The organism is Streptococcus azizii (assembly GCF_001984715.1).
Lineage (GTDB): Bacteria > Bacillota > Bacilli > Lactobacillales > Streptococcaceae > Streptococcus > Streptococcus azizii.
Map to the genome: position 1 here is coordinate 1 of NZ_MSPR01000020.1, position 24,700 is coordinate 24,700.

The 24,700-nt window shown below is 43.1% G+C and carries 21 protein-coding genes and 2 pseudogenes; 21 read left to right on the top strand and 2 right to left on the bottom strand.

Translation table 11 applies throughout. The features are described 5' to 3' along the window. The 14 genes and pseudogenes from BVE84_RS08820 to BVE84_RS10780 form a co-directional block, all read left to right on the top strand. Nucleotides 1-5,900: TreTu family toxin (locus BVE84_RS08820; RefSeq protein ID WP_279625871.1), on the top strand; the 5,900-nt coding region annotated here is incomplete at its 5' end. A gap of 6 nt (nucleotides 5,901-5,906) precedes the next feature. Continuing rightward, nucleotides 5,907-6,218, top strand: coding sequence for a hypothetical protein (locus tag BVE84_RS10895; RefSeq protein WP_076996658.1), 312 nt, complete (start codon nucleotides 5,907-5,909; stop codon nucleotides 6,216-6,218). Between the two features lie 340 nt (nucleotides 6,219-6,558). Further along, nucleotides 6,559-8,112, top strand: a complete 1,554-nt coding sequence (locus BVE84_RS11015) for an RHS repeat-associated core domain-containing protein (RefSeq protein WP_076996659.1) — start codon at nucleotides 6,559-6,561, stop codon at nucleotides 8,110-8,112. Continuing rightward, nucleotides 8,112-8,501 carry a barstar family protein gene (locus BVE84_RS08835; RefSeq protein ID WP_083708281.1) on the top strand — a complete coding sequence of 130 codons (390 nt, stop codon included), beginning with the start codon at nucleotides 8,112-8,114 and terminating at the stop codon, nucleotides 8,499-8,501. The genes BVE84_RS11015 and BVE84_RS08835 overlap by 1 nt, the downstream gene beginning before the upstream one ends. A gap of 159 nt (nucleotides 8,502-8,660) precedes the next feature. Next, nucleotides 8,661-8,996, top strand: a complete 336-nt coding sequence (locus BVE84_RS11175; protein ID WP_077063939.1) for an RHS repeat domain-containing protein — start codon at nucleotides 8,661-8,663, stop codon at nucleotides 8,994-8,996. Between the two features lie 195 nt (nucleotides 8,997-9,191). Then, nucleotides 9,192-9,593, top strand: a complete 402-nt coding sequence (locus BVE84_RS11180) for a hypothetical protein (protein ID WP_076996661.1) — start codon at nucleotides 9,192-9,194, stop codon at nucleotides 9,591-9,593. 11 nt (nucleotides 9,594-9,604) lie between these two features. Next, entirely contained in the window at nucleotides 9,605-10,009 is a 405-nt protein-coding gene (locus BVE84_RS11020; RefSeq protein ID WP_208606183.1) for a hypothetical protein, read from the top strand. A gap of 1 nt (nucleotide 10,010) precedes the next feature. Next, a complete protein-coding gene (locus BVE84_RS08855) occupies nucleotides 10,011-10,448 on the top strand; it encodes a hypothetical protein (RefSeq protein WP_076996662.1) in 438 nt (145 codons plus the stop codon). A gap of 283 nt (nucleotides 10,449-10,731) precedes the next feature. After that, complete coding sequence (locus tag BVE84_RS08860; protein WP_076996663.1) at nucleotides 10,732-12,087, top strand: RHS repeat-associated core domain-containing protein; 1,356 nt, start codon at nucleotides 10,732-10,734, stop codon at nucleotides 12,085-12,087. A gap of 13 nt (nucleotides 12,088-12,100) precedes the next feature. After that, nucleotides 12,101-12,439 (top strand): hypothetical protein, encoded by a 339-nt coding sequence (locus BVE84_RS08865; RefSeq protein ID WP_076996664.1) that lies wholly within the window; start codon nucleotides 12,101-12,103, stop codon nucleotides 12,437-12,439. Nucleotides 12,440-12,452: 13 nt separating this feature from the next. Beyond that, nucleotides 12,453-12,881 (top strand): hypothetical protein, encoded by a 429-nt coding sequence (locus BVE84_RS08870; RefSeq protein ID WP_076996665.1) that lies wholly within the window; start codon nucleotides 12,453-12,455, stop codon nucleotides 12,879-12,881. A gap of 345 nt (nucleotides 12,882-13,226) precedes the next feature. Next, nucleotides 13,227-14,720, top strand: coding sequence for an RHS repeat-associated core domain-containing protein (locus tag BVE84_RS08875; protein ID WP_076996666.1), 1,494 nt, complete (start codon nucleotides 13,227-13,229; stop codon nucleotides 14,718-14,720). Between the two features lie 11 nt (nucleotides 14,721-14,731). Next, nucleotides 14,732-15,283, top strand: coding sequence for a hypothetical protein (locus BVE84_RS08880; RefSeq protein ID WP_076996667.1), 552 nt, complete (start codon nucleotides 14,732-14,734; stop codon nucleotides 15,281-15,283). 309 nt (nucleotides 15,284-15,592) lie between these two features. Continuing rightward, nucleotides 15,593-15,871 (top strand): annotated as a pseudogene (locus BVE84_RS10780) (RHS repeat-associated core domain-containing protein); the annotation flags it as partial. A 111-nt stretch (nucleotides 15,872-15,982) separates the two neighbouring features. On the opposite strand, the gene BVE84_RS08890 reads toward BVE84_RS10780, so the two are convergent. Next, nucleotides 15,983-16,849 (bottom strand): LysR family transcriptional regulator, encoded by an 867-nt coding sequence (locus BVE84_RS08890; RefSeq protein WP_076996668.1) that lies wholly within the window; start codon nucleotides 16,847-16,849, stop codon nucleotides 15,983-15,985. Nucleotides 16,850-16,996: 147 nt separating this feature from the next. Between BVE84_RS08890 and BVE84_RS08895 the strand changes: the two are divergent. The 7 genes and pseudogenes from BVE84_RS08895 to BVE84_RS08925 all read left to right on the top strand — a co-directional run bounded on the left by BVE84_RS08895 (nucleotide 16,997) and on the right by BVE84_RS08925 (nucleotide 23,906). After that, nucleotides 16,997-17,973: pseudogene (locus tag BVE84_RS08895) on the top strand (alpha/beta hydrolase). Nucleotides 17,974-17,985: 12 nt separating this feature from the next. Then, the gene (locus tag BVE84_RS08900) at nucleotides 17,986-18,543 is read left to right on the top strand and encodes a sugar O-acetyltransferase (RefSeq protein ID WP_076996669.1); all 558 of its coding nucleotides are present in this window, start codon (nucleotides 17,986-17,988) and stop codon (nucleotides 18,541-18,543) included. Nucleotides 18,544-18,955: 412 nt separating this feature from the next. After that, on the top strand, nucleotides 18,956-20,038 hold the full coding sequence (locus tag BVE84_RS08905) for an ABC transporter substrate-binding protein (RefSeq protein ID WP_076996670.1): 1,083 nt from the start codon (nucleotides 18,956-18,958) through the stop codon (nucleotides 20,036-20,038). 51 nt (nucleotides 20,039-20,089) lie between these two features. Further along, complete coding sequence (locus BVE84_RS08910; RefSeq protein ID WP_076996671.1) at nucleotides 20,090-20,953, top strand: ABC transporter permease; 864 nt, start codon at nucleotides 20,090-20,092, stop codon at nucleotides 20,951-20,953. Further along, nucleotides 20,928-21,701 carry an ABC transporter permease gene (locus BVE84_RS08915; protein WP_076996672.1) on the top strand — a complete coding sequence of 258 codons (774 nt, stop codon included), beginning with the start codon at nucleotides 20,928-20,930 and terminating at the stop codon, nucleotides 21,699-21,701. Before BVE84_RS08910 ends, BVE84_RS08915 begins: the two co-directional genes overlap by 26 nt. A 4-nt stretch (nucleotides 21,702-21,705) precedes the next feature. After that, nucleotides 21,706-22,704, top strand: coding sequence for an ABC transporter ATP-binding protein (locus tag BVE84_RS08920; protein WP_076996673.1), 999 nt, complete (start codon nucleotides 21,706-21,708; stop codon nucleotides 22,702-22,704). 386 nt (nucleotides 22,705-23,090) lie between these two features. Next, entirely contained in the window at nucleotides 23,091-23,906 is an 816-nt protein-coding gene (locus BVE84_RS08925) for a metallophosphoesterase family protein (RefSeq protein ID WP_076996674.1), read from the top strand. Between the two features lie 487 nt (nucleotides 23,907-24,393). Here BVE84_RS08925 and BVE84_RS08930 read toward each other — a convergent pair whose 3' ends face one another. Then, nucleotides 24,394-24,588 (bottom strand): 4-oxalocrotonate tautomerase, encoded by a 195-nt coding sequence (locus BVE84_RS08930; RefSeq protein WP_076996675.1) that lies wholly within the window; start codon nucleotides 24,586-24,588, stop codon nucleotides 24,394-24,396. Nucleotides 24,589-24,700: the final 112 nt, after the last annotated feature.

Genomic DNA, 24,700 nt, shown 5'->3' on the forward strand with positions numbered 1-24,700 from the left:
TAGATGCCGATGGTGTTGGAAGGACCCATACCTTTGACCCAGCCGGTCAAGTGACTGGGGTGACAGAAGGAAATGGGAATACCACCACCTTCACCTACGATGGCCTTGGACGGAAAATCAGCGCTTCCAATGGTGAGGGAGGGACCTACAGCTACAGCTATGACGGGGTGGGCAATCAAGTGTCACTGACTGATGCGGAAGGCCGCACCACCCGCTACAGCTACGACAGCCGTAGCCGCCTCTTGACAGAGACCGATGCCCTCGGTCAAACGGTCACCTATGAGCGCGACGCCTTGGGGCGTGTCCTCACTCGGACCAATGAAGCAGGTCATGCCACTAGCTTGACCTATGATGAGCGGCACAATGCCATCCAGACCCTGACCGATGCTCTGGGGCAAGTGCTCGAGTACACCTATGATACCTCTGGTCAGTTGCTGGAAGTGACCTATCCAATCGGGACGACCACTCAGACCACCTATGATGGCATGGGGCGTGTCTTATCCTATACCGATGAAGCCGGTCAAACGGTCTCCTACACCTATGACGCAGTTGGAAACAAGCTGACCGAGACCAAGGGAGACAAGACCACCCGCTATGCCTATGACAAGTCTGGTAATGTCACCGCTATTACCTACCCAGATGGTACCAGTGTGTCCTACACCTTGGATACTATGGGGAACATCTTGTCTATGATCGACGCCTTGGGTCGGGAAACCGCCTATGAGTATAGCCCAGCCGGCCGCCTCCTTGCGACCACCAATGCCCTGGGGCAGCGGACCAGCTATAGCTATGACAAAAACGGGAACCAACATAGTGTTACGGACGCGGCAGGCTATACCGCAACCAGCACCTATACCGGTCAAAACCAAATTGCCAGCATCACTGACGGTTTGGGAAATACCACCACCACCTCTTACAACCAGATGGAGCAGCCGACAGAGATAGTGGATGCCTTGGGTGGGAAAACGACCTATGTGTATAATGAGCTAGGCTATCCGATTGAGCAGACCGATGCCAACGGTAACGTGACCAAGATGAGCTATACCGAGACTGCTCAACTAAAAGAAGTCACCTTGCCAGATGGCAGGACCCTTACCCAAGAGTATGATGCTCTAGACCGTCTCATCAAGCAGACCACTTCTAGCGGTCTTATCACCGAGTATACCTATGATGCGGCGGGTCGTGTGGTGACCAAGAAGGACAACCAAGACCTCCATGAGTCCTATACGTACGATAAAGCTGGCAACCGCCTAACAATGACCAATAGCCTAGGAGAGGTCACAACCTACAGCTATGACAGTGACAACCAGCTGACCAAGGTCGCCTATGCGGACGGTACCAGCGAGACCTTTACCTATGATGTCATGGGCCATGTCGCGACATCGACCGACCAAGAGGGTAAGACCAAGACCTACCACTATGATGAGAATGGTAACTTGACCAAGACCGTCGACCACCTCAAGCGGGAGACGGCTTACACCTATGATGCCCTCAACCGTGTGGTGACCGAGACAGACGCAGACGGCAATCGCTCCACCTATGAGTATGATGTCCTAGGCAACCTGTCTAAGCTAATCGATGCCAAGGGGCAGGAAAGCCAGTATGGCTATGACGCTAATAAGAACCTAGTTCTCTATACTGACCCAAACGGCCAAGCGACAACCTTCACCTATGACCCATTGGGGCGTGTAGTAGAGACCCTTGCCCCAACGGGAGCCAAGCAGACCTATACCTATGATGCGGTAGGGAATCGCCTCAGCGAAACGACAGGGGAAGGCCATACCACAACCTATACCTACGACCCGATGAACCGCCTAGCCAGCGTCAAACGCCCAACAGGCGGAGAGACCAGCTATGCCTATGATAGCACCGGCAGTCTCGCCAAGGAGACAGACGCCAATGGGCATAGCACCAGCTATGTCAACGACCTCTACGGTCGACCGACCAAGCGGACCTTACCAAATGAAGCGGAGTATACCTATGCCTATGACGGTCTTGGTCGCTTGTCTACACAAACCGGTCCGCAAGGTCTCGCTAAGAGCTATACTTATGATGTGGCGGGGAACCTGACCGAGGAAGTGGACCAGTCTGATAGACGCAACCGCTACACCTACGATAAGGTGGGTCGTCTCTTAACTGCTAAGAATGCCCTTGACCTTACGACCACCTATAGCTACGATGAAGCGGGGAACCTTGCCTCTATCACCACACCAAGTGGTGCCAAGACCAGCATGGACTATACGAGGCTGGACCAGCTCAAGACCATCACCAGTCCAAGGGGGCGCAAGGCAGAAATGACCTATGACCCAGTCGGCCAGGTGACCAAGCGGACCATCAATGGCAAGCGGGAGACCAGCTATACCTACGATCCCAATGGGAACCTCTTAGAGGAGACCAATCCCCTGGGGCAGGTGACCAAACGGACCTATGATAGCCTCAACCGCTTGACCAGTGAGAGTGATACGGCAGGCCAGTTGACCCTCTACAGCTATGACCATGACAACCAGGTGACCAAGGTCATGAATGAAGCAGGTGGAGAGGCCTCCATGACCTATGATGGCAATGGCAACCTGACCAGTGTGACAACTGGTCGTGAGCGTGTTAAGACCTACACTTATGACGGAAAAGACCAGTTGCTTTCAGCCACCCAGGGGTCAGGAGACAAGGCTTCGACGGCTACCTACACCTATGACAGTGTGGGCAATGTCACCTCTATCACTAATGGCAATGGCAAGGTCACGACCTATACCTATGACCAACTCTCCAATGTCGTAGAGAAGATGACGGCCCTTGGCGACAAGGAGACCTACCGCTACAATCGTAACAACCAGCTAGAGAAGGTCACCAAGGCCGATGGCGAGACCATCCGCTATGACTACAACCAGTTGGATCAACTGCTCACTGTCGATTACTCCAAGAAAGAAGACGGTCAAGTCCTCTATGCTTATGATGCGGATGGCCGCAGGGTGTCTATGAGCGACCTGACAGGGACAACCCAGTATGAGACCAATGAAGAAGGAGAAGTGACCGGTGTTCGTCAAGGAGACGGCAGTGTCATCACCTACAGCTATGATGACTTTGGCAACATTAGCCAGCTGACCTACCCAGATGGCAGTAGCGTCTCCTACACCTATGACGACTTGGACCGCTTGACCTCTGTGACGGATAAGGACGGGAAGAAAACGACCTACCGCTACAATGAGGCTGGCGACATGACCCAGGTCACCCGTGGGGACGGGACCAAGAGTTTCCTCACCTATGACAGGGGACATCGGGTGACGGAAATGGTTCACCGCGACCAGAAGGACAAGCTGATAGCGAGCTATGCCTATGAGTATGACGACGGCGACTATATCACCAAGGAGACCATCACTCAAGATGGGGAAACCCTTATCCAAGCCTACACCTATGACAGTTTAGGGCAGGTCGAGACCATGACCGTGTCTGACAAGGCGGGCAAGGAACTCTCCAGCCTCATCTACACCTACGACCTGGCTGGAAACAAGCTGACCAGCACAGAAACCATTGAGGGCAAGGAGGAGACGACCCGCTTCACCTACGATGACCACAACCGTCTCATCAAGTTGGAGACCAAGGACGGTACTAGCAGCTACACTTATGACAAGAACGGTAACCGGATTTCTCAAAGTAAGAACAATGAGAAGCTAGACTATATCTACGATACGGAAAACCGTCTATTAGCTGTCAAGGACAAGGCAGGCCTCTTGTTTGCGGCACTCTACGATGGCGATGACAATAGGGTCTTTACGGCAAGCCGTAAGGAAGGCAAGTACAGCTATCAACTCTTCAAGCGAGAAGAGAAGAAGAAATCACCGCATACCGCCCCAAATGGGGAGGCACATAGCCTCTTCTGGTATGGCTTTAGTCAGAATGTCTTACAATCCTTATCCAGTCTCCCTCAGACCATTGGGACTATCTGGCATGCGATGTTTGACGATGTCTCCACTGCCTACCACAAGAAGGTGGCAAAAGACCGAGCCAATGATGAGGGCTTGGTGGTCAACCCACCCGACCTAGGAAACCTCCCGGGTGAGGGAGAGGTGACCTATGCCAGCGAAGTCAAAGAGGTTCTGATTCCTTACACCACACGGGAAGATAGCTTCCACTACTATGAGGAGCGCAACTATGTCAATGACGTCAACCGTAAGCACACCGAGGTTCTCCAGACCTACGACCGAGAGCTAAAAGCTCGTGAGACCTATACCTATGGACAGGGAAGAAGCTCCTACCACAAGCATGAGACAGGGGATACTTATCAGTACCTAGCGACACAAAGTGGTAGCGTTACTGGTTTGACCAAGGACGGACAGGAAGTGGCGTCCAGCAAGTACCAACTATACGGTTCCACTAAGGATAGCACAGACGAAACAGGCAACCCGTATGCCTACAATGGGGAGGCTAGAGATAGTACAGGGCTGGATTATCTCAGAGCAAGATACTATGATAGCCAGGCAGGAACGTTCTTGACCGAGGATTCCTACTCTGGTAGCCGAAGCAATCCGCTTAGTCAGAATCGCTATACCTATGTGCAGAACAATCCTGTTAACTATACCGACCCAAGCGGGCATTTTCCCTCTCCGTTTACCATGATGGTGGGAGGCGGAGGAAGACCACTCTATCAGCAACCAAAACCGCTGATTAATCCCAAGGACGGCACCCTCTATGCGCCGACGACCCCTGAACATGAGGCGCATCAGATTCGCCAACAACAGACCGGGGTCTATAGCTACACCTATGTCCCAAGCTATGTACCGACTTCTTCTGCCTATGAGTACATTCAACAACAGGAATCTCAGCAGAGAGCCCAAGCGCATGCCCAGGCAGTTCAGTACCGCCAGCAACAGATTCGACAGGAGTATGCGCAATCAACGGGTCAATACGGCAGACCCAAGGCTCGAGAAGCTAACAATTTATTGCTTAACTGGGGCAAGGCTCTGAAAGATATGTTTACGCATGTCTGCGATCCGAAAACGACCAAGGCGAAGGATACGAAAGGGAAGTCTCCATCGCAGAAACAACTACAGGCTATTACCAAATCAGCTACTGATACCAATTATGCGGTGAATCTAGGTGGTGTCGCTAGTTGGAGTGGGACTTCTAGTGCAAGCAATCAACCACAAACAAGTAGTAAAAAAGGACATACATTTGACCTAAGTCGTCTGAAAACTATTTCGTCAGGGAACATTCAAGCGCTAGCAGGCTTATCTGGTCTTGCGGTAGGACTATCAGGAGGAGGTCCGGTAGCTGGTTTTGCGGTTTATGGAGCTGTTAGCTCAGGTCTCACAAGTTATTCTAATGATGACAAGCCACTTGATGTGGCGGTGAATACAGTAGGCGGTGGTTTACAAGGTTATTTTATTGGCAAGTATGTTCAAGGCCTATATACAGCTGCGAAAGGAGCGATAGCTGGAGTAGGGATGACCTTAACTCAGCCGAAACAAGCTGACAAGCCTTATGGACCAGAACCTGCGAGTGGACCGTTAGAACCCTTGAAGCCATACGGACCAGAGCCTGCGAGTGGAACTTTAGATCCGTTAAGACCTAGTCCTGATTTAGCGAATATGACCCGAGTTGGACGGTGGATGTCACTGGAGGAATATTCGAAAATGGTTGAAACTGGGAAAGTGCAGATGTCTGAGCAGTTCAAAACACATGTCGCTAATCCAGCAGATATAGGAGCGTTCCCAGCAGCAAAGCCCGGTACACTTTATGTAGAATTTGATGTTCCTACAAGTTCCTTATCCCAAGGAGGAAAAGAAGAGTGGGGAATAGTAAATTTTCCAGGTTCTCTTCAGGATAAGTTAAATATAAAACGTGGAATACCTGGTTTAACAGAAGCACCGGGTGCATATAATATAGAAATAGTAGGTAAAAAATAGCATAAAATGGAATTTGAAATTAAGAAGCAACTATTAAAAAAAAATATAAAGGCTTTTGTTGATGAGTTTAAATATTACGTGGCATACGATTTATGTCAAGATGATGAGGGAGTATTTGGTTGTTTCATCAGTAGTGAGAAAAATATATTTGAATGTTTTCTTATTGAAGAGGCTATGTTCGCTCCATACAAGCACTGTATGCTTAGCCTTGGTTACATAGATACTGGAGAAATAGAATATTGGTATGATACTGAAGAGACAACTATTCAGGAATTATTATCTCAATTAAATAGTATGTTGCAGGTGATTATTAACTGATATATACTTAATGGACAGACGAGCTGGCTGAGTATATCAAAAAATTATATAAACCTGACAAAAGAGGTGTCCTATTCAGTGGTGCTGTAGGCGATTGAGCTAGTCGTCAAGGACGTTGAAAACGCTGGAGACTCTTCTGCCGTTTTCCGTCCTCGCTTGCCTAGCTCCCCGCCCACCTATGGAGCTACTCTCCATAGGTGTTTTTGACATCACCACTATGTTTTAAAATCTTGTCATATTTAGTTATAAAATAAGGACGGTACCATCCGCTACACTCCATAACCATGGGACAGGCGATACGTATCAGTACCTAGCGACACAAAGTGGTAGTGTTACTGGCTTGACCAAGGACGGGCAAGCGGTAGCGTCCAGCAAGTACCAACTCTATGGAACTACCCAGTCTAGCACAGACGAAACAGGCAACCCGTATGCCTACAATGGGGAAGCTAGAGATAGTACAGGACTGGACTACTTGAGGGCAAGGTACTACGATAATCAAGCAGGTACCTTCTTAACGGAGGATAGTTATTCTGGTAGCCGCAGAAATCCGCTCAGTCAGAACCGCTACAGTTATGTCCACAACAACCCAGTCAACTACACCGACCCGAGCGGGCATTTTCCCTCTCCGTTTACCATGATGGTGGGAGGCGGAGGAAGACCACTCTATCAGCAACCAAAACCGCTGATTAATCCCAAGGACGGCACCCTCTATGCGCCGACGACTCCCGAACATGAGGCACACCAGATTCGCCAGCAACAGACCGGTGTCTATAGCTATACTTATATTCCAAGTCATGTACCGACTTCCTCTGCCTATCAGTACATTCAACAACAGGAATCTCAGCAGAGGGCCCAAGCGCATGCCCAGGCAGTTCAGTACCGCCAGCAACAGATTCGACAGGAGTATGCGCAATCAACGGGTCAATACGGCAGACCCAAGGCTCGAGAAGCTAACAATTTATTGCTTAACTGGGGCAAGGCTCTGAAAGATATGTTTACGCATGTCTGTGATCCAAAAACGACCAAGGCGAAGGATACGAAAGGGAAGTCTCCATCGCAGAAACAACTACAGGCTATTACCAAATCCGCTACTGATACCAATTATGCGGTGAATCTAGGTGGTGTCGCCAGTTGGAATGGTACAGCTGGCTCAAGCTCACGCTATCAGCCGAATGCTAGTGATGGAACTAGGAGAGATAGCCGAACAAATGAACAGATACTAGCAGATCATCAATGGAAATGGAATGCGACAGTTAATGCCTTTAAGATACTTGGTGGGGAACTATCAGGCTTATATAATGCCAAGCGTCTTTGGACAGGGAAAGACCCTGTCACAGGCGAAAAAGCTAACCGCTGGTGGGCAGCAGGAGAACTTGCTTTTGATGTAGCTAGCTATGCGGTTGCTTTAGCTAAATTAGGAAAAGTTGCAAAGGTAGGAGTCACAGCAGGAAAAGTTATTGATACAGTTGATGATGTCAGTGATACCTCTAAAGCTCTAAAAGCTGTGGATGCGGTGGATGACACTAAAGATTCTCTGAAAGCCGCAGAAACTGTAGATGATGTAGGAGATACGGTAAAAGGATTAAAAGGTTCTAAGTCAATAGATGAGCTACCCCAGAATGTGCAAGATGCTTATAAGGGTTATTCTGGCAATAATTGGCAAGGAACATATAAAGGACAAAGTACAGGTACTAAAGCAGGTGGTAGATTTTACAATGATAGGGATTATTTGCCTAATTTTGATAATTATGGTAATAAAATTACTTATAAAGAATATGATATTAATTCTAAAGTGGTAGGTAGTGGTCGTGATGCAGAGAGATTTATCCGTGGAAGTGATGGAAGTATATACTATACTGACGAGCACTACAAAAGTTTTATAAAGGTGGAATAATGATGAACATATTTAGTCATATAAGTCAATTTAAGAAGATATTTTTAAAAACTAAATACCGAAATTACTTTACGGTGATTCTTGATGGAAAAGAAATACAAACTGAGTATGATGCTGTGTTGAAGCTAGCTAATATTTTTAATATTGAGAATTTAATTGATGGGAATTGGGATGCTTTACGAGATAGGCTTGAACGATCAAGCTATATAATTCCAGATAATATAAATATTTTTATAGATAACGCTGGATATTTGTTTGCTACTGATGCGAATTCCAGAAGAATTTTCTTAGACATTCTTAAAGATACTGTTGAGTGGTGGGATGGTGATGTTGAAAAATATGTTGTTGGAGGTAAAAAAAAGTCCTTTAACGTTTATTTAGTTGATTGATAAAAAGTTTCCCGTGGTGCTGTAGGCGATTGAGCTAGTCAGCGAGGACGTTGAAAACGCTGGATATTGTTTATCGTTTTCCGTCCTCTCTTGCCTAGCTCCTCGCCCACCTATGGAGCTACTCTCCATAGGTGCTTTTCACATCACCACGAGAATTGTTTGGCTTGCCATAAGGGAAGAAGAGACAATTTCACCTACGATGACCACAACCGCTTGACTCAGCTCGAGACCAAGAACGGTACCACCCGCTACACCTACGATAAGAACGGCAATCGGATTTCTCAAAGTAAGAACAATGAGAAGCTAGACTATATCTACGATACGGAGAATAGACTCCTTGCGGTCAAGGACAAAGCAGGCCTCTTGTTTGCGGCGCTGTATGACGGCGATGATAACCGCGTCTTTATACTCGTCAAAAATCAACCTCTGGCGTCGTTACCTCACCTTGCCGAACTTCAGTTCTACCTGCGGTTTCGTTGCCTAGTCAGAGGTTGATTTTTATAGAGTATCCCCGCTAGCCGTAAGGAAGGCCAGCACAGCTATCGACTCTTCAAGCGAGAAGAGAAGAAGAAATCACCGCATACCGCCCCAAATGGGGAGGCACATAGTCTCTTCTGGTATGGCTTTAGTCAAAACGTTCTTCAAGCACTCGCAACGCTACCGCAAACAGTCGGTACCATCTGGCATGAGATGTTTGACGATGTCTCTACTGCCTACCACAAGAAGGTGGCAAAAGACCGAGCCAATGATGAGGGCTTGGTGGTCAACCCACCCGACCTAGGAAACCTCCCGGGTGAGGGAGAAGTGACCTATACCAGTGAGGTCAAAGAGGTTCTGATTCCTTATACCACACGAGAAGATAGCTTCCACTACTATGAAGAGCGCAACTATGTCAATGACGTCAACCGCCAGCACACCGAGGTTCTCCAGACCTACGACCGGGAACTGAAAGCTCGTGAGACCTACACCTATGGACAGGGTAGAAGTTCCTACCACAATCATGGGACAGGGGATACCTATCAGTACCTGACCAACCAAGCAGGGTCTGTGACAGGCTTGACCAAGGACGGACAAGTGCGAAAGGAGCGATAGCTGGAGTAGGGATGACCTTAACTCAGCCGAAACAAGCTGACAAGCCTTATGGACCAGAACCTGCGAGTGGACCGTTAGAACCCTTGAAGCCATACGGACCAGAACAATATAGTGGCTCATTACAACCTTTATCAACACTTGATAAATTACCACCAAGCCAAATAGCTAATATGTCGCTGGAAAATATAGAAGCTGCACGCCCAGTTGGTTGGACGATTGATAAGAATAACGGTTTTGTCCATATTAAAGATGAAAATGGGACTTTTAGAATAAAACTAGATCCTCCAGATTGGCGGACAGATTATCCCCATATGCATATTTATGATGAAAATGAAAATTTATTAGATATTAATGGAAATATTGTTAATAGGCGTTCACCAGAAGGTCATATTCCTTGGAATAATGGAGGAAACTAGTATGGAAATACAATCAAAGATAGAAGCGATAAACAACACTGATTATTGGGATGCACAAATTTTAGATATTAGAGCCAATTATTTAGGAGATGAGATTACTGTTTACATTGAATGTTTTGATTTGGAAGAGCGAGAAATTTATTGCTGGGAATTAAAATATTTAAGATGTGCAAAAGTTAGTTATGAAACAGATGCTGGGCATCTTGTATATAAAGGAGATCAGAAGGTTTTATGGAGACATGAAGATGTAAAAAATTTACGAGATGGGCAACTTTATGGTTATGCAGGACATACTATCACACTTACTAAGTACGATGAATTTCTCATTAGATGTAAATTGGTACTATCTCTTATTAGTATGGATATTATTTGTCAAGATATTGAAGTGTCCAAGGTTTTAATTGCAGATCAGCATTTTTTCTGGGATGAAGATAGATAATCTTGAGCTTTGAGCTAATATTCCGTGGTGCTGTAAGCGATTGAGCTAGTCGTCGAGGACGTTGAAAACGCTGGAGACTCTTCTAGCGCTTTCCGTCCTCTCTTTCCTAGCTCCCCGCCCACCTATGGAGCTACTCTCCATAGGTGCTTTTCACATCACCACGAGAATTATTTAGCGGGTCGAGTTATCAGAATGATGGTAACAGTAAGGACAGAGTGGAGATTCCTATAACAACCATGGGACAGGGGATACGTATCAGTACCTGACCAACCAAGCAGAGTCTGTGACAGGCTTGACCAAGGACGGACAAGCCGTTGCGTCCAGCAAGTACCAACTCTACGGTTCCACTAAGGATAGTACAGACGAGACAGGCAACCCGTATGCCTACAATGGGGAGGCTAGGGATAGTACAGGGCTGGATTACCTCAGAGCAAGATACTATGATAGCCAGGCAGGAACGTTCTTGACCGAGGATTCCTACTCTGGTAGCCGAAGCAATCCGCTTAGTCAGAACCGCTATGCCTATGTGCAGAACAATCCAGTCAACTACACCGACCCGAGCGGGCATTTTAGAAAGATGTTGCCGGATGGTAAGGGTCCTCGCTATACGCAGCCCAAACCGTTAATTAACCCCAAGGACGGAACCCTCTATGCGCCGACGACCCCTGAACATGAGGCGCATCAGATTCGCCAACAACAGACCGGGGTCTATAGCTACACCTATGTCCCAAGCTATGTGCCGACTTCTTCTGCCTATGAGTATATTCAGCAACAAGAATCTCAACTGAGGGCCCAAGCGCATGCCCAGGCGGTTCAGTACCGCCAGCAGCAAATCCGACAGGAGTATGCGCAATCAATCGGTCAATATGGCAGACCTAGAGCTCGAGAAGCCAACAATTTATTGCTTAACTGGAGCAAGGCTCTGAAAGATATGTTTACGCATGTGTGTACAACAGCGGACTATGCTAATACTAAATCAAAAGATACTAAAATTAATAAAAAAGCTCTGACTACTTTGGCTTTGCTCGAAAATAGTAATTATCTTGCATTGGGAATATATGATTGGCTTAGGAGAAATCCAATCGGGGTCTCTAATACTCAAACAATATCAAAAATGGATACAAAGTCTGGATTATTATTTTCTAGCTTTGCAGACTATTCATCCGAAGTCACTGCTAGTAGCAATTCGTGGCTTGATATCAATATTACCAATAATAGTTTATCTGGCATAACGTTTAATTCAAAATCTACCTCGTTCTCTCTTGGATATAGTGAGGGAAACCTTACAATTTCTAGTTCAGAGAATTATACAAAACATAATTCTATATCAGGCTCCGTATCAATAGGAAAAGATGGAGTAGATGTTAATTATGTAAATAGTTTCTCTAATGGAGATGCTACAATTGGTAGCGGAGCAGGTGTATCTTTGAAGCCCGATTTAGTAAATGGTATTTTAGGGATGTATCATACTGTTGAGAGTAGTCAACATTCAAGAGAGATAACAACGACCAATAAAATGAATGTTGGTTTTAAAATGCTAAATGGACCTCAGGCAATGGGAATACTTTCGCTAGTTGCTTTACTATTTGGCAACCCTCAACCATTGCAACAAATACAACAATATCCACTAGCACCATAAAAAGGAAAAATAAATGAAACATTTAAAAATAAATGCTTTACTTAATAGATGGAAGACTGAAAAAATTTTAAAATCTATACTATTTGTTCAAATACTAATAAATATGGGAAGTCCCTATTATCCTAAATGGGTGACAATTATATTACCTGTTCTAACAGTTTTAGAGATATGTTTATTGCTACTGTTTTATTTAATAATACCCAAAATAGAGAAAGATATCTTGGACAATATAGAACTTGAAGTACTTGAGCGATATATAGCTAGAATTGAATCACATCATTTTAGAGGAAAAAAAAAAGAATTATTACTTAATAAAGTTATCCAGTTACTACTACATTTTTGGAAAATTTGATTATTCAATTATTTTGCTAAAGGAAGTTGATTTTTCAAAATTACCAAGTGGATCCTATAGCGTTTTAGATTATTATTTTCAGGCCTATATTAGTCGCTTAAAAATGAAAAACTGGGATAAACTGGAGAATATTAAACAATCTTTTCTAGCTTATAAAAGTAATAAACTTTCAGAATATAAGAAAAAGCAATACTATATGAATTATATGGAAATTTTTGAAAAATTATTTATCAAGAAGTCAGAAGTTTCTAATCTTTTGTTAGCGGAAGATACAGCCTATGATTATATTCGGAAACATTATTTTCTAGCAATAAATGCTTTGAATAAACAAGATAGCAATATGGCAAGAAAGGAATTTCAAAAATTATCAAGATATTCAGAGAAATTATTTATGGTTAAAGAAGCCAAAGAATGGTTGGAAACCAATAAAATAAATGATTAATTGGTTAAATTATGTATCCTAATAATTACAGAATAGTCAAAATTCATAGTAGTATCTTTAAAATAGACATTTTATATATTCTTAAAGATACTATCGAGTAGTGGGATTATGATATTCCATGGTGATGTAGGCGATTGAGCTAGTCGTCGAGGACGTTGAAAACGCTGGAGACTCTTCTAGCGCTTTCCGTCCTCTCTTGCCTAGCTCCCCGCCCACCTATGGAGCTACTCTCCATAGGTGCTTTTCACATCACCACGAGAATTATTTAGCGGGTCGAGTTTATCAGAATGATGGTAACAGTAAGGACAGAGTGGAGATTCCTATAACAGCCATGAGACAGGGGATATGTATCAGTGCCTAGCGATACAAAGTGGTAGCGTTACTGGCTTGACTAAGGACGGGCAAGTGGTAGCGTCCAGCAAATACCAACTCTATGGAGCTACCCAGTCTAGCACAGGCGAGACAAGCAACCCGTATGCCTACAATGGGGAGCCTAGAGATAGTACAGGACTGGATTATCTTAGAGCAAGATACTATGATAGCCAGGCAGGAACGTTCTTGACTGAGGATAGTTACCAAGGTGAACTAGATGACCCGCTCAGTCAGAACCGCTATGCCTATGGTCACAACAACCCAGTCAACTACACAGACCCGAGTGGGCATTTTAGAAAGATGTTGCCGGATGGTAAGGGTCCTCGCTATACGCAGCCCAAACCGTTAATTAACCCCAAGGATGGAACCCTCTATGCGCCGACGACCCCTGAACATGAGGCGCATCAGATTCGCCAACAACAGACCGGGGTCTATAGCTACACCTATGTCCCAAGCTATGTGCCGACTTCTTCTGCCTATGAGTATATTCAGCAACAAGAATCTCAACTGAGGGCCCAAGCGTATGCCCAGGCGGTTCAGTACCGCCAGCAGCAAATCCGACAGGAGTATGCGCAATCAATCGGTCAATACGGTAGACCCAAGGCTCGAGAAGCCAACAATTTATTGCTTAATTGGAGCAAGGCTCTGAATGATATGTTTACGCATGTCTGCGACCCGAAAACGACCAAGGCGAAGGATAAGGGTAGGTCTCCTAAACCTATCAGCTTTGGAGGTGGCGGAGTTGCCAGCTGGGAAGGCACAGCCGGTCCAAGTTCTCGCTATCAGCCGAATGCTAGTGATGGAACTAGGAGAGATAGCCGAACAAATGAACAGATACTAGCAGATCATCAATGGAAGTGGAATGCGACAGTTAATGCCCTTAAGATACTTGGTGGGGAACTATCAGGCTTATATAATGCCAAGCGTCTTTGGACAGGGAAAGACCCTGTCACAGGCGAAAAAGCTAACCGCTGGTGGGCAGGCTTAGGTCTAACTCTTGATGTGGCGACTTACGTGATTCCGATTGCCAAATTAGGGAAGTTAGGAAAGGCAGGACTCAAAGCTGGAAAAGTTATTGATACAGTTGATGATGTCAGTGATGCCTCTAAAGCCCTAAAAGCTGTGGATGCGGTGGATGACACCAAAGATTCTCTGAAAGTTGCAGAGGCAGTGGATGATGTAGGAGATGCGGTAAAAGGTATTCCAAAAGAAGTGGATGATGTTGTGGACTATGCTCGTACTCACAATGGAGCTGCGCAAGATGGGTACAAAGGAAATAGAGTATACAATAATATGCCGAGAAATTCAGGAAATCAAAAACTACCAGATGGTCCTGTCTATAGAGAATATGATATTTATCCTAATGTTAAAGGGAAAACTCGCGGAACAGAAAGGGTTATTATTGGAGATAATGGTTCAGTTTGGTATACGGATAATCATTATAAATCATTTACTAGAGTTAGATAAGAAGGAGTGTTATGAGTGAGTTACAAGACCTAATGTCTATTTTTCAAAGGCAGAATATCTGCATAGAAGATGGACTAACACGAAATGAAATTAAGGAGCTGGAAGAGCTATATCAGGTGAAGTTTTCAAAAGATTGGATAGATTTATATAGTCAAATGCTTCCTATAGGAGAAGGTTTTTATAACTGGCGAGATAAAAGTATTGAAAATATTCAATTTATAAAAGAAATTTTTTTAAAACCCTATGAGGATATACTGGCTTGTTATGAGGAGATTAAATGGAATGATATTTGGGGTGTAGAGCCACGAAGCCTGCAAAATAAGTGGATGAGAATCAAATCTCTTTTAGAAGAAGCACCTCGTTTAATACCTATTTATGGACATCGATATTTACCGATTATGGAAACTACTGCACCTATATTATCAATACACGATATCGATATCATTTGCTATGGTGAAAATCTATTTGATTACTTTTTCATAGAATTTGGTTTTAAAGAACATAAAGCGATATGCTTTGAACGAGTAACATATGTTCCGTTTTGGATGGATGAATTGTATTAAAATGAATCTTTAACTGAGTATATAAAACCGTTGATTGAAGGGACTTTCGTGGTGCTGTAGGCGATTGAGCTAGTTAGCGAGGACGTTGAAAACGCTGGAGACTCTTCTAGCGCTTTCCGTCCTCTCTTGCTTAGCTCCCCGCCCACCTATGGAGCTACTCTCCATAGGTGCTTTTCACATCACCACAAGAATTGTTTGGTTTGCCATAAGGGAAGAAGAGACAATTTCACCTACGATGACCACAACCGCTTGACTCAGCTCGCGACTAAGGATGGATAAGCTGTTGCGTCCAGCAAGTACCAACTATACGGTTCTACTAAGGACAGTACAGACGAAACAGGCAACCCGTATGCCTACAATGGGGAAGCCAGAGATAGTACAGGGTTAGATTACCTGCGGGCAAGGTACTATGATAGCGGGGCGGGTACCTTCTTGGCAGAAGACAGTTACCAAGGTGAACTAGATGCCCCACTCAGTCAGAACCGTTATGCCTATGTTCACAACAATCCAGTCAACTATACCGATCCAAGCGGGCATTTTATACTCAATAAAAAATCAAAAGGATACGTTGTCAACTTGTCTCGGTGAACGCCAGTTCTACCTTCGTCTTCGTTTCCTAGCCTACTTTTGATTTTTATTGAGTATTAGAAAGATATTGCTGGATAGGGAGGGAGTCCAATCTAGGTAGCCAAAACCTATCTATTTAGAAACAGCGGATAGCTGTTTTTTTACTTCGTGAAGAAAGGTCTGTTCAGCTGGGGATTGTTTGGAGTTGTCTTTCCAAATGAGAGATAGGGTGTTAGAGGGGGCTTCTTCCAATGGAATAGTGATTAAATTTGGGTCGGAAATGATACCGTCTAGTCCTAGTATAATGCCAACCCCAGATTTGGCCAGTATTCCAGCGTTATACAGTAGATTATAGGTTGCGACAGTATGATATTGACCAGCTGAAGAAAGAAAAGAAAGATCAAAATCACTTTGCTCTGACACGATTAGTGGATAAGAGAGAATATCGGCAACCGTTACAAATGGATAGCTTGCCAGCGGATGACCAATAGGCACAATGATGGACCAGCGATCCCTTGTCCGTAACGATAATGCATGATATTTTTGTGGTATATGGTTTCCGAAGATGATACCGAAATCTAATGTGCCATTGTTTAGTCCTTCAAAAACAGCATCTGCATTATCTGAGCGAAAATGCAATCGTATATTGGGGTGGAGTGTAAGGAGTTCTTTACAAGCCTCAGCAATCGTCTGTAGGGAGGCTGTTTCAGCTGTACCAATGTAAATATCTCCCGAAATCCCCTCTTTTTGTGTTAAATTATCCTTTGTTTTTTGGACCAATGATAAAATTTCTTGAGCACGATTATATAAGTATTGTCCATCGTCAGTTAGCTGTAACTGGCGACTACTTCTCCTAAACAAACGAACCCCTAGTTCATCTTCAAGGTCTTTCATTTGTCGAGATAAAGTAGGTTGCGTAATCAGCAATTTTTCAGCAGCATGGGTAATATTTTTTTCTTGAGCGATGGTGACAAAATAGTGTAGCCTGCGAATATCCATGGGTTTTATCCTTTCTGAGTGATTATTGTCAGTATACCATAAAATGCCTAAAAGGCATATTGTGTATCAAAAATAAGTATTGGACTATAGTATTGCTTTCTTTTATACTATAGATATCCACATCAAAAGGAAGAGGAAGGAATGAATATGACAGAAACAATACAATGGACAAATGAATGGGATAAAGTATTTCCTAAGAGTGAAAAAGTAGAACATACAAAAGTATCTTTTACGAATCATTTCGGTATGACACTTGTTGCTGATGTATATAAGCCAGTCACAGCAAGTAGCGTCTTACCTGCTTTAGCAGTGGCAGGACCATTCGGTGCAGTTAAAGAGCAAGTTTCCGGTCTTTATGCACAAGAAATGGCAAAACGTGGATTTTTGACGATTGCATTTGACCCATCCTTTACAGGTGAGTCTGGAGGTCTACCGCATTATATGCAATCACCAGATATCAATACGGAGGATTTTCAAGCAGCTGTTGATTTCCTGGTTACGCATCCGCAAGTTGATGCAGAGAGAGTTGGTATTATCGGTATTTGTGGCTGGGGTGGCTATGCTTTGAATGTAGCTGCGCTGGATCCACGGATTAAAGTGAGTGTGGTCTTTACCATGTATGACCTCTCTCGCGTGACAAATAAGGGGTATTTTGATAGGGATGATAGTGAAGAGAGTCGGTATCAATTACGATTAACAATGGCGAATCAAAGAACCTTGGATAAGGAATCAGGGGACTATCAATTAGCAGGTGGTGTAGTAGACCCACTACCCGAAGATGTGCCAGATTTTGTAAAAGACTATTACGCTTATTACAAACAGCCAAGGGGATACCATGAACGGAGTGGTAATTCTAACGGGGGATGGATAGTACAATCAAATAGCAGGTTGGCAAATACACGTTTACTAGAATTCAGTGATGAAATTCGAAATGCTGTGTTAATAGTTCATGGTGATCAGGCGCACTCTTACTATATGGGGAAAGAAGCCTTAAAAAAATTGCAAGGAGAGAATAAAAAATGATTACTGTAACAGGTGCTAGTCATATTGATTTATATGACAAATTGGATTGTATTCCGTTTGATGAAATAGAAAACTTCCTTAAAGAAAATATGGAAAGATAGGGAACATAGAGAATGACTCATCTATTGGAAAAATTGCAAAGGAAAAAAGAAATTCTCGTCAATGATGTGGAATTTGAAGAAATCCATAAAATGAAGGCCGAAAACGAGCTACTGATTGCTGAACTTAATACAGGTGTGAAATCTAAAGAAGAGGTGTTGCAGTATCTAACCAAGATTACAGGCAAACAAATAGACCCTTCTACAAGTGTTAGTTTACCCTTTCAAACAGATTTTGGATACCATATTACACTCGGAAAAGAGGTGTTTATCAATAAGGAAGCGTTTTTTGTGGATTTAGGTGGTATTACCATTGAAGATAAGGTGCTGATTGGTCCACGTGTTAGCTTGATTACAGTTAATCATATTTTAGCCCCTGCTAAACGCCGAGGGTTAGAGATCAGACCCATTCATATCCATAAGAATGTATGGCTGGGAGCTGGCGCAATGGTTCTCCCAGGGGTCACCATTGGTGAAAATGCCGTTGTAGCAGCTAATAGCACAGTAACGAAAGATGTACCAGCTAATGTGATTGTGGCAGGAACACCGGCAAGGGTGATAAAAACCCTTTAGGACAACAACGATTTGTTTGTAACAAGTTCTGTATTCCCAATATCCAGATGAAGGTCTCCTCGTTTTACATTGGGGAAAGCCTGTACTTGTAAGGTAGGAGGTAATCATCGAATGCAGAAAAGATTCCAGAGTCTTGTTTCGGACTTTGGATTTTTTTAATTTTAACGCAATAATTACGGCCTCTTTATATGAAATTTATAATTTATTGTTAGACTAAAAGCAGGCTTAGTCTCTCGTTCATTTATTTGAGACTCCTTGCTCAAGTAATACTCAAGGAACATCGATCATTGACGACTGTTAGCACCTGTACAATTAGTAAGTTGACAGGGGGATGTTTGATTTTCAAAGGGGATCAATGAACATCAGGTAAGTCTGCTATCAATAAATATTTTATGAAAAAGAGGATTAGAACATGTTAAAAAGAACGTTTTTAGTGACTTTGGCGACCTTGGCTCTAACAGGATGTAGCAATGCCAGCACTAGTGGAGATAGTGAGATAGATTTAACGAGTATTTCACTGGAAGAGCTGGTAGTGAAGGCCAAAGAAGAAGGGGAAGTAAATTCATTGGGAATGCCGGATAGTTGGGCCAACTGGAAAGAAACATGGGAGGACATTGACGAAAAATATAGTATCAAGCATAGCGATACCGATATGTCTTCTGCAGAAGAGCTAGCAAAATTTGAGAGCGAGAAGAAAAATGCCTCTGGTGACATTGGAGATGTCGGAATTGCTTTTGGTTCACTGGCTGTTGAAAGGGATTTGGTCATCGGGTATAAGACCTCGTATTTTGATGAAATCCCTGACTGGGCAAAAGATACGGAGGGCAAATGGATCATTGGCTACACTGGTACAATGGCATTTATGAGCGATAAGAAAAGTGTCCAAAATCCACCGAAATCTTGGGAGGATATCAAAAATGGTGATTTTAAGGTCACGATAGGTGATGTTGAAAAGGCCAACCAAGCCCAATTTGCCGTCTTAGCAGCAAGCTATGCTTTTGGCGGAGATGAAAAGAACTTACAACCTGGGATTGACTTTTTTAAGAAGTTAGCCAAGGAGGGACGGCTAGTAACGACCTCTCCAGATCTTGCTACAATAGAAAAGGGAGAGCATGAGCTTGTCTTGATGTGGGATTTTAACGCCTTGAATTATCGCGATCAAATTGATAGAGAGCGGTTTGATGTCACTATACCAGAGGAAAAATCAGTCATGAGTGGGTATGCTACAATCATCAATAAGTATGCGAAAAATCCGTATGCCGCAGCCTTGGCTAGAGAATTTATCCTATCTGATGAGGGGCAAGATAACTTAGCTAAAGGATATGCGAAACCTATCCGAAAGGATGCCAAGATTTCAGAAGAAGCTAAGAATAAATTGTTGCCAGAATCAATGTATAAGAATGTGACGCCCGTTAAGGATTCGGAGGCTTGGAATGAAACCTTGAAGGAATTGCCCCAGAAATGGCAGGAAGAAATTTCTTCATTGATCCAATAGAATCGGCAGGATTACGATGTAGTCAGCCACAATGGTTGCGGGAGGGAGTTTGTGAAAGAAAAGTCAATATTTATTGTGACAATCAGTATCCTATTTCTATTTATAGCCGCTTTCTTAGTTTACCCATTCCTCATTATGCTATTGAATAGTTTTCAAACAGCTGCACACGATGCGTTCACACTAGGCAACTATAGTGAAGTCTTTTCTAAATCAATCTATCTGTCGGCCTTTTTGAATTCTATCATCATTTCAGTAGCCTCTAGCTTATTTGCCCTCATTTTAGCAGCCGTCTCAGTAAATGTGATTAAGTCAAGGGCAAAAAAGTTCCAGAATAATATACTCGTTATGGCCAATCTGACCAGTAATTTCGCCGGGATTCCACTCGCTTTCGCTTTTATTATTTTGCTTGGGAATACAGGGGTCCTTGTGCTGCTAGACCAGCTATCAGGATGGAAGCTACTAGAACATTTTAATCTGTATAGTAAAGATGGCCTGTCACTCATCTATATCTATTTTCAACTGCCTTTAGGAATTATGCTGTTGTATCCAGTATTTGATAATTTAGATAAACATTGGAAGGCGGCAGCGGCCATCTTAGGAGCTAATGACTTTCAATATTGGAAATGTATTGGTTTACCTATTATTTCTCCTGGTTTATTTGGAGTCTTTACGATTATGTTTGCCAATGCGATGGGAGCCTACGCTTCAGTGTATGCATTAACGGGTAGCACTTTTAATATATTGTCCGTCCGCATTGCTACAACAGTGTCAGGAGATGTGATTGCTAGACCTGAAATCGCTTCGACTTTGGCTATTATCTTAGCCTTTATTCTGTTAGTGAATATGTTGATTGGCGAGTGGTTAACGACTAAGGTGAGGAGAGATACGAATGAAAAGAACGATAGGCTTGCTTAGCTTACTGCTGTCTTGTCTATATTTGGCAATACCGCTACTTGTAACAGTATTGTATTCCCTTTCTAGTAATTGGAGCCATACGATTTTACCAGAGAGTCTGACCCTAAAATGGTACAGTGATTTATTTCTAAATAGTGATTTTATTCGTTCTATGGGAAAGTCCCTGATTTTAGTTGGGGGAGTCGTTATCATTGCAGTTCTCATTATGGTTCCTGCAGTTTATGGTATCATCCTTTTTTATCCAAGATTAGAACGCTGGATTAAATGGTCTATTATTGGGAGTTATGCCATGCCGGGAATTATTTTAAGCGTCGGCCTGCTAAAGGCATATGCAAATAGTCCTATTCCAATGCTCTTTGTGGTAATGGGTGCCTACTTCACGACTGTTTTGCCCTTTATCTATCAAGGCATTCGCAACAGTTTGAGAAATATAAATGTGGTCCAATTAAATGAAGCGGCTGAAGTATTGGGAGCCAGTAAGATGATGACCTTTAAAACGATTATTCTACCGAATATTATGCACAGCATTAAGGTATCTGCTCTACTAAGTTTTTCTGTACTATTTGGTGAGTTTGTAGTCATCAACTTATTGTTAGGTTCAAAATTTAAAACGGTCCAGATCTTTTTAATGGAAAATATCAAGAAAAAAGGGCATTTTTCAAGTGCTATTGTCGGCTGTTACTTCATTTTACTTGCAATCGTTGCTCTGATTGTTTTAAAAGAACATTCTGGGCGTAAAGAAAGGTAGTTGGATGAGTTATATACAAGTAAATCAATTAGTCAAAACATTTGATCATAAAGAAGTGCTAAAGTCCTTGAATTTAAGCGTGCAAGAAAAGACAATCACAACCTTACTTGGCCCCAGTGGCTGTGGGAAAAGTACCTTGCTTCGTAGCATTGTCGGGCTCCATGCTATTGATAAAGGCACTATTATTATCGATGGGAAAAGGGTTGACCATCTGCCTCCAAATGAGCGGAATATCGGAATGGTCTTTCAAAACTATGCCCTATTTCCCAATATGACTGTTCAGGAAAATATCCGCTTCGGTCTGGATATGAAAAAGATTGATAGGGCGGTGGCGAACGAATCCGTGCAAGAAATCATTCATTTAGTAGGACTGGAGGGAAAAGAGACGGCATTTCCAAGAGAACTTTCAGGAGGCCAACAACAACGAGTAGCCTTGGCGAGGGCCTTGGTGACAAAACCGAAAGTACTGCTACTAGATGAGCCCTTGAGTGCACTGGATGCCCAAATTAGAAAAAATATCCAACAGTTGCTAAGGCGCTTACAGTACGAACTAGGGATTACAATGATTTTGGTTACCCATGACCAAGAAGAAGCGATGGCTTTGAGTGATTATATCTATATTTTAAAAGATGGAACGATTGCCCAAGAAGGGACACCAAATGAAATATACAAATATCCTAAGTCGGAGTTTATCGCAAAGTTTATCGGTAGCTACAATTTACTAAATCGTGAGGCTTTTTATGAAGTTTTCAACACTCCTTTACAGGGGGCTTCATTTGTAGCGATTCGACCTGAGATTTTCAGTCCAGATCCGATAGCGAATGCTTATCAGATTGAAGGGGAAATTATCAATAGTTCCATGTTGGGTTCTATTGTGAGATATGATGTGAAAATAGGCAATTATATGATTTATTTGGACCGCCTAAATCGTTCCTATCAGCAGCTAAATACAGATAATAAAATTCTCCTTTATGTCAAAGAAGAAGACATGGTGAAAATCTAAGATACAAAGGGCGTCTAAAAAGCGACTGAAAATTAGGAAACATGACGAAGAAACGTTTGAACACCTAATTGACCTCGCTCTTTCGTTTTTAGGCTCAGGTAGAAATAGTCACTCCCCTGACTATTTCTATATCCCAAAGGGATTCTCAGCTGTAATCGGCTAAAGCCGAAACAGCTGCCTATCTTCTTCGCACAGAGTTTAGGGCATGTTCAATTAAGATGTGAGGACGTTAAGAAAATGTAAAGAAAAATAGGACTCTTGATGAAGTATCTTTTTGATTTTTAAAGAGTATGACTCATGCTCAATGAAAATCAAAAAATATCAGCTAGTGGCTTTTCTTAGGTGTGAAAATGAAAAGAGAGAAGAGCAAAAAGGGAGGGATGAGGATGTTAAAAATTCTTCAGTTAACGGATTTGCATTTTGGAGAAATACACGAAGAGTCTAGAGATAGAGATGCAGCGACAAAAGCTCTTATCAGTCGACTTGTTATGGAACACCGTCCACAGTTTATCGCTGTAACGGGCGATATTATTTGGAGTTTAGCTAAAAAGAGCTTCCAAACATTTAGGGAAGTACTGGCCTTTATCAATGATTTTGGTATTCCGTTTGCAGTCACACTTGGTAACCATGATGCTGAGGCAGACTTTGATCGAGAGGTACTAAATGCCATCGTATTGGAACAAACTAATTTTATAATTCCAACCTCGCTCTTGAATATCGGTGGGCGCTTGAACTATTATATTGAACTTCAAGATGCAGGGATTTCCCATCGACTCTATTTTATGGACTCGGGAGATTATGACGCTCACCGGTTTGGTGAATATGATTTTATCCAACATGAGCAAATTGACTGGCTGGTAAAAAATGAAAAAGACTTTTCTGGCATCAGTCAGTTGTTTCTCCATATCCCTGTACCAGAATATAAAACAGCACGACAGTTAGGATTAGCCATCGGTCATCAGGATGAAGAAATTAATTGTCCGGGCTTAAATACGGGTCTCTTCAGTCATATCTATCTTCATACTCATATAAAGGCCATCTATTGCGGCCATGATCATGACAATGATTTTTCAGCTCATTATTTCGGTATTCAGCTCAACTATGGACGTGTGACCGGATTTAATACCTATGGTAGCTTAGAAAGAGGTGGCCGTTTAATCATGATTGAAAAGGACAAGATTTCCTCTATCATAGTGGAATAGATACAGCAAAAAAAGGAACAGGCAGGGTGTTCCTTTTTCTGTATAGCTGCTTAATGATACTCGTCAAAAATATACTCTAACGTCGTTACCTCACATTGAGTTTTTCACGGGCTTGGTATCTTGTGGAATTGAGTTCAGCCTAAAACCTCGGGAAAAAGGTTTTGGCTTCAGCCGATTACAGCTGAGATTGAAACAGTTCAGTGAACTGTTTCAACTGGTCACCTAGAAATCAGAAAGTGACCACAGCAGAACGGGGAACTGTTTCAACTGGTCACCGAGAAATGTGAAAGTGACCACAGAAGCCCGAGCTAAGAAATAGGAAAGCGAGGCTAGATTAACTCATTGGTTGCAAAGCAACCTGCTTCGATTGCCTACTTTCACTTAGACCTTTTAACGTCCTCACATCTTAGTCTAGTCAGAGTTTGATTTTTTATAGAGCATGAACTAGCTGCCTGTGGCTTTTTCACTGATCGCAGCAAGGTTTTCTTTAGGATAACGAGTCCTTTCGTTTCATCTCTCCGTGGGGGAAGTAGGTGCCTTCTGGCATGTCATTGATGATGACATGGATGGCTTCTTTGGGTGCATTGGTGTTGCGGGAGACAACCTCAGTCACCTCACGCGCAAGGGCGATTTTCTGCTCTTCTGAGCGTCCTTCAAATAGATCAATTCGCACAAATGGCATAAGAGTCTCCTTTTTCTTTACTAGGATTAGTATAGCACATTTGTAAAGGATAAGATAGTCGAACAAAAACTTTTTTTCTTTTTCTCTAGTACCGTATTTGTCGAATTTGTGG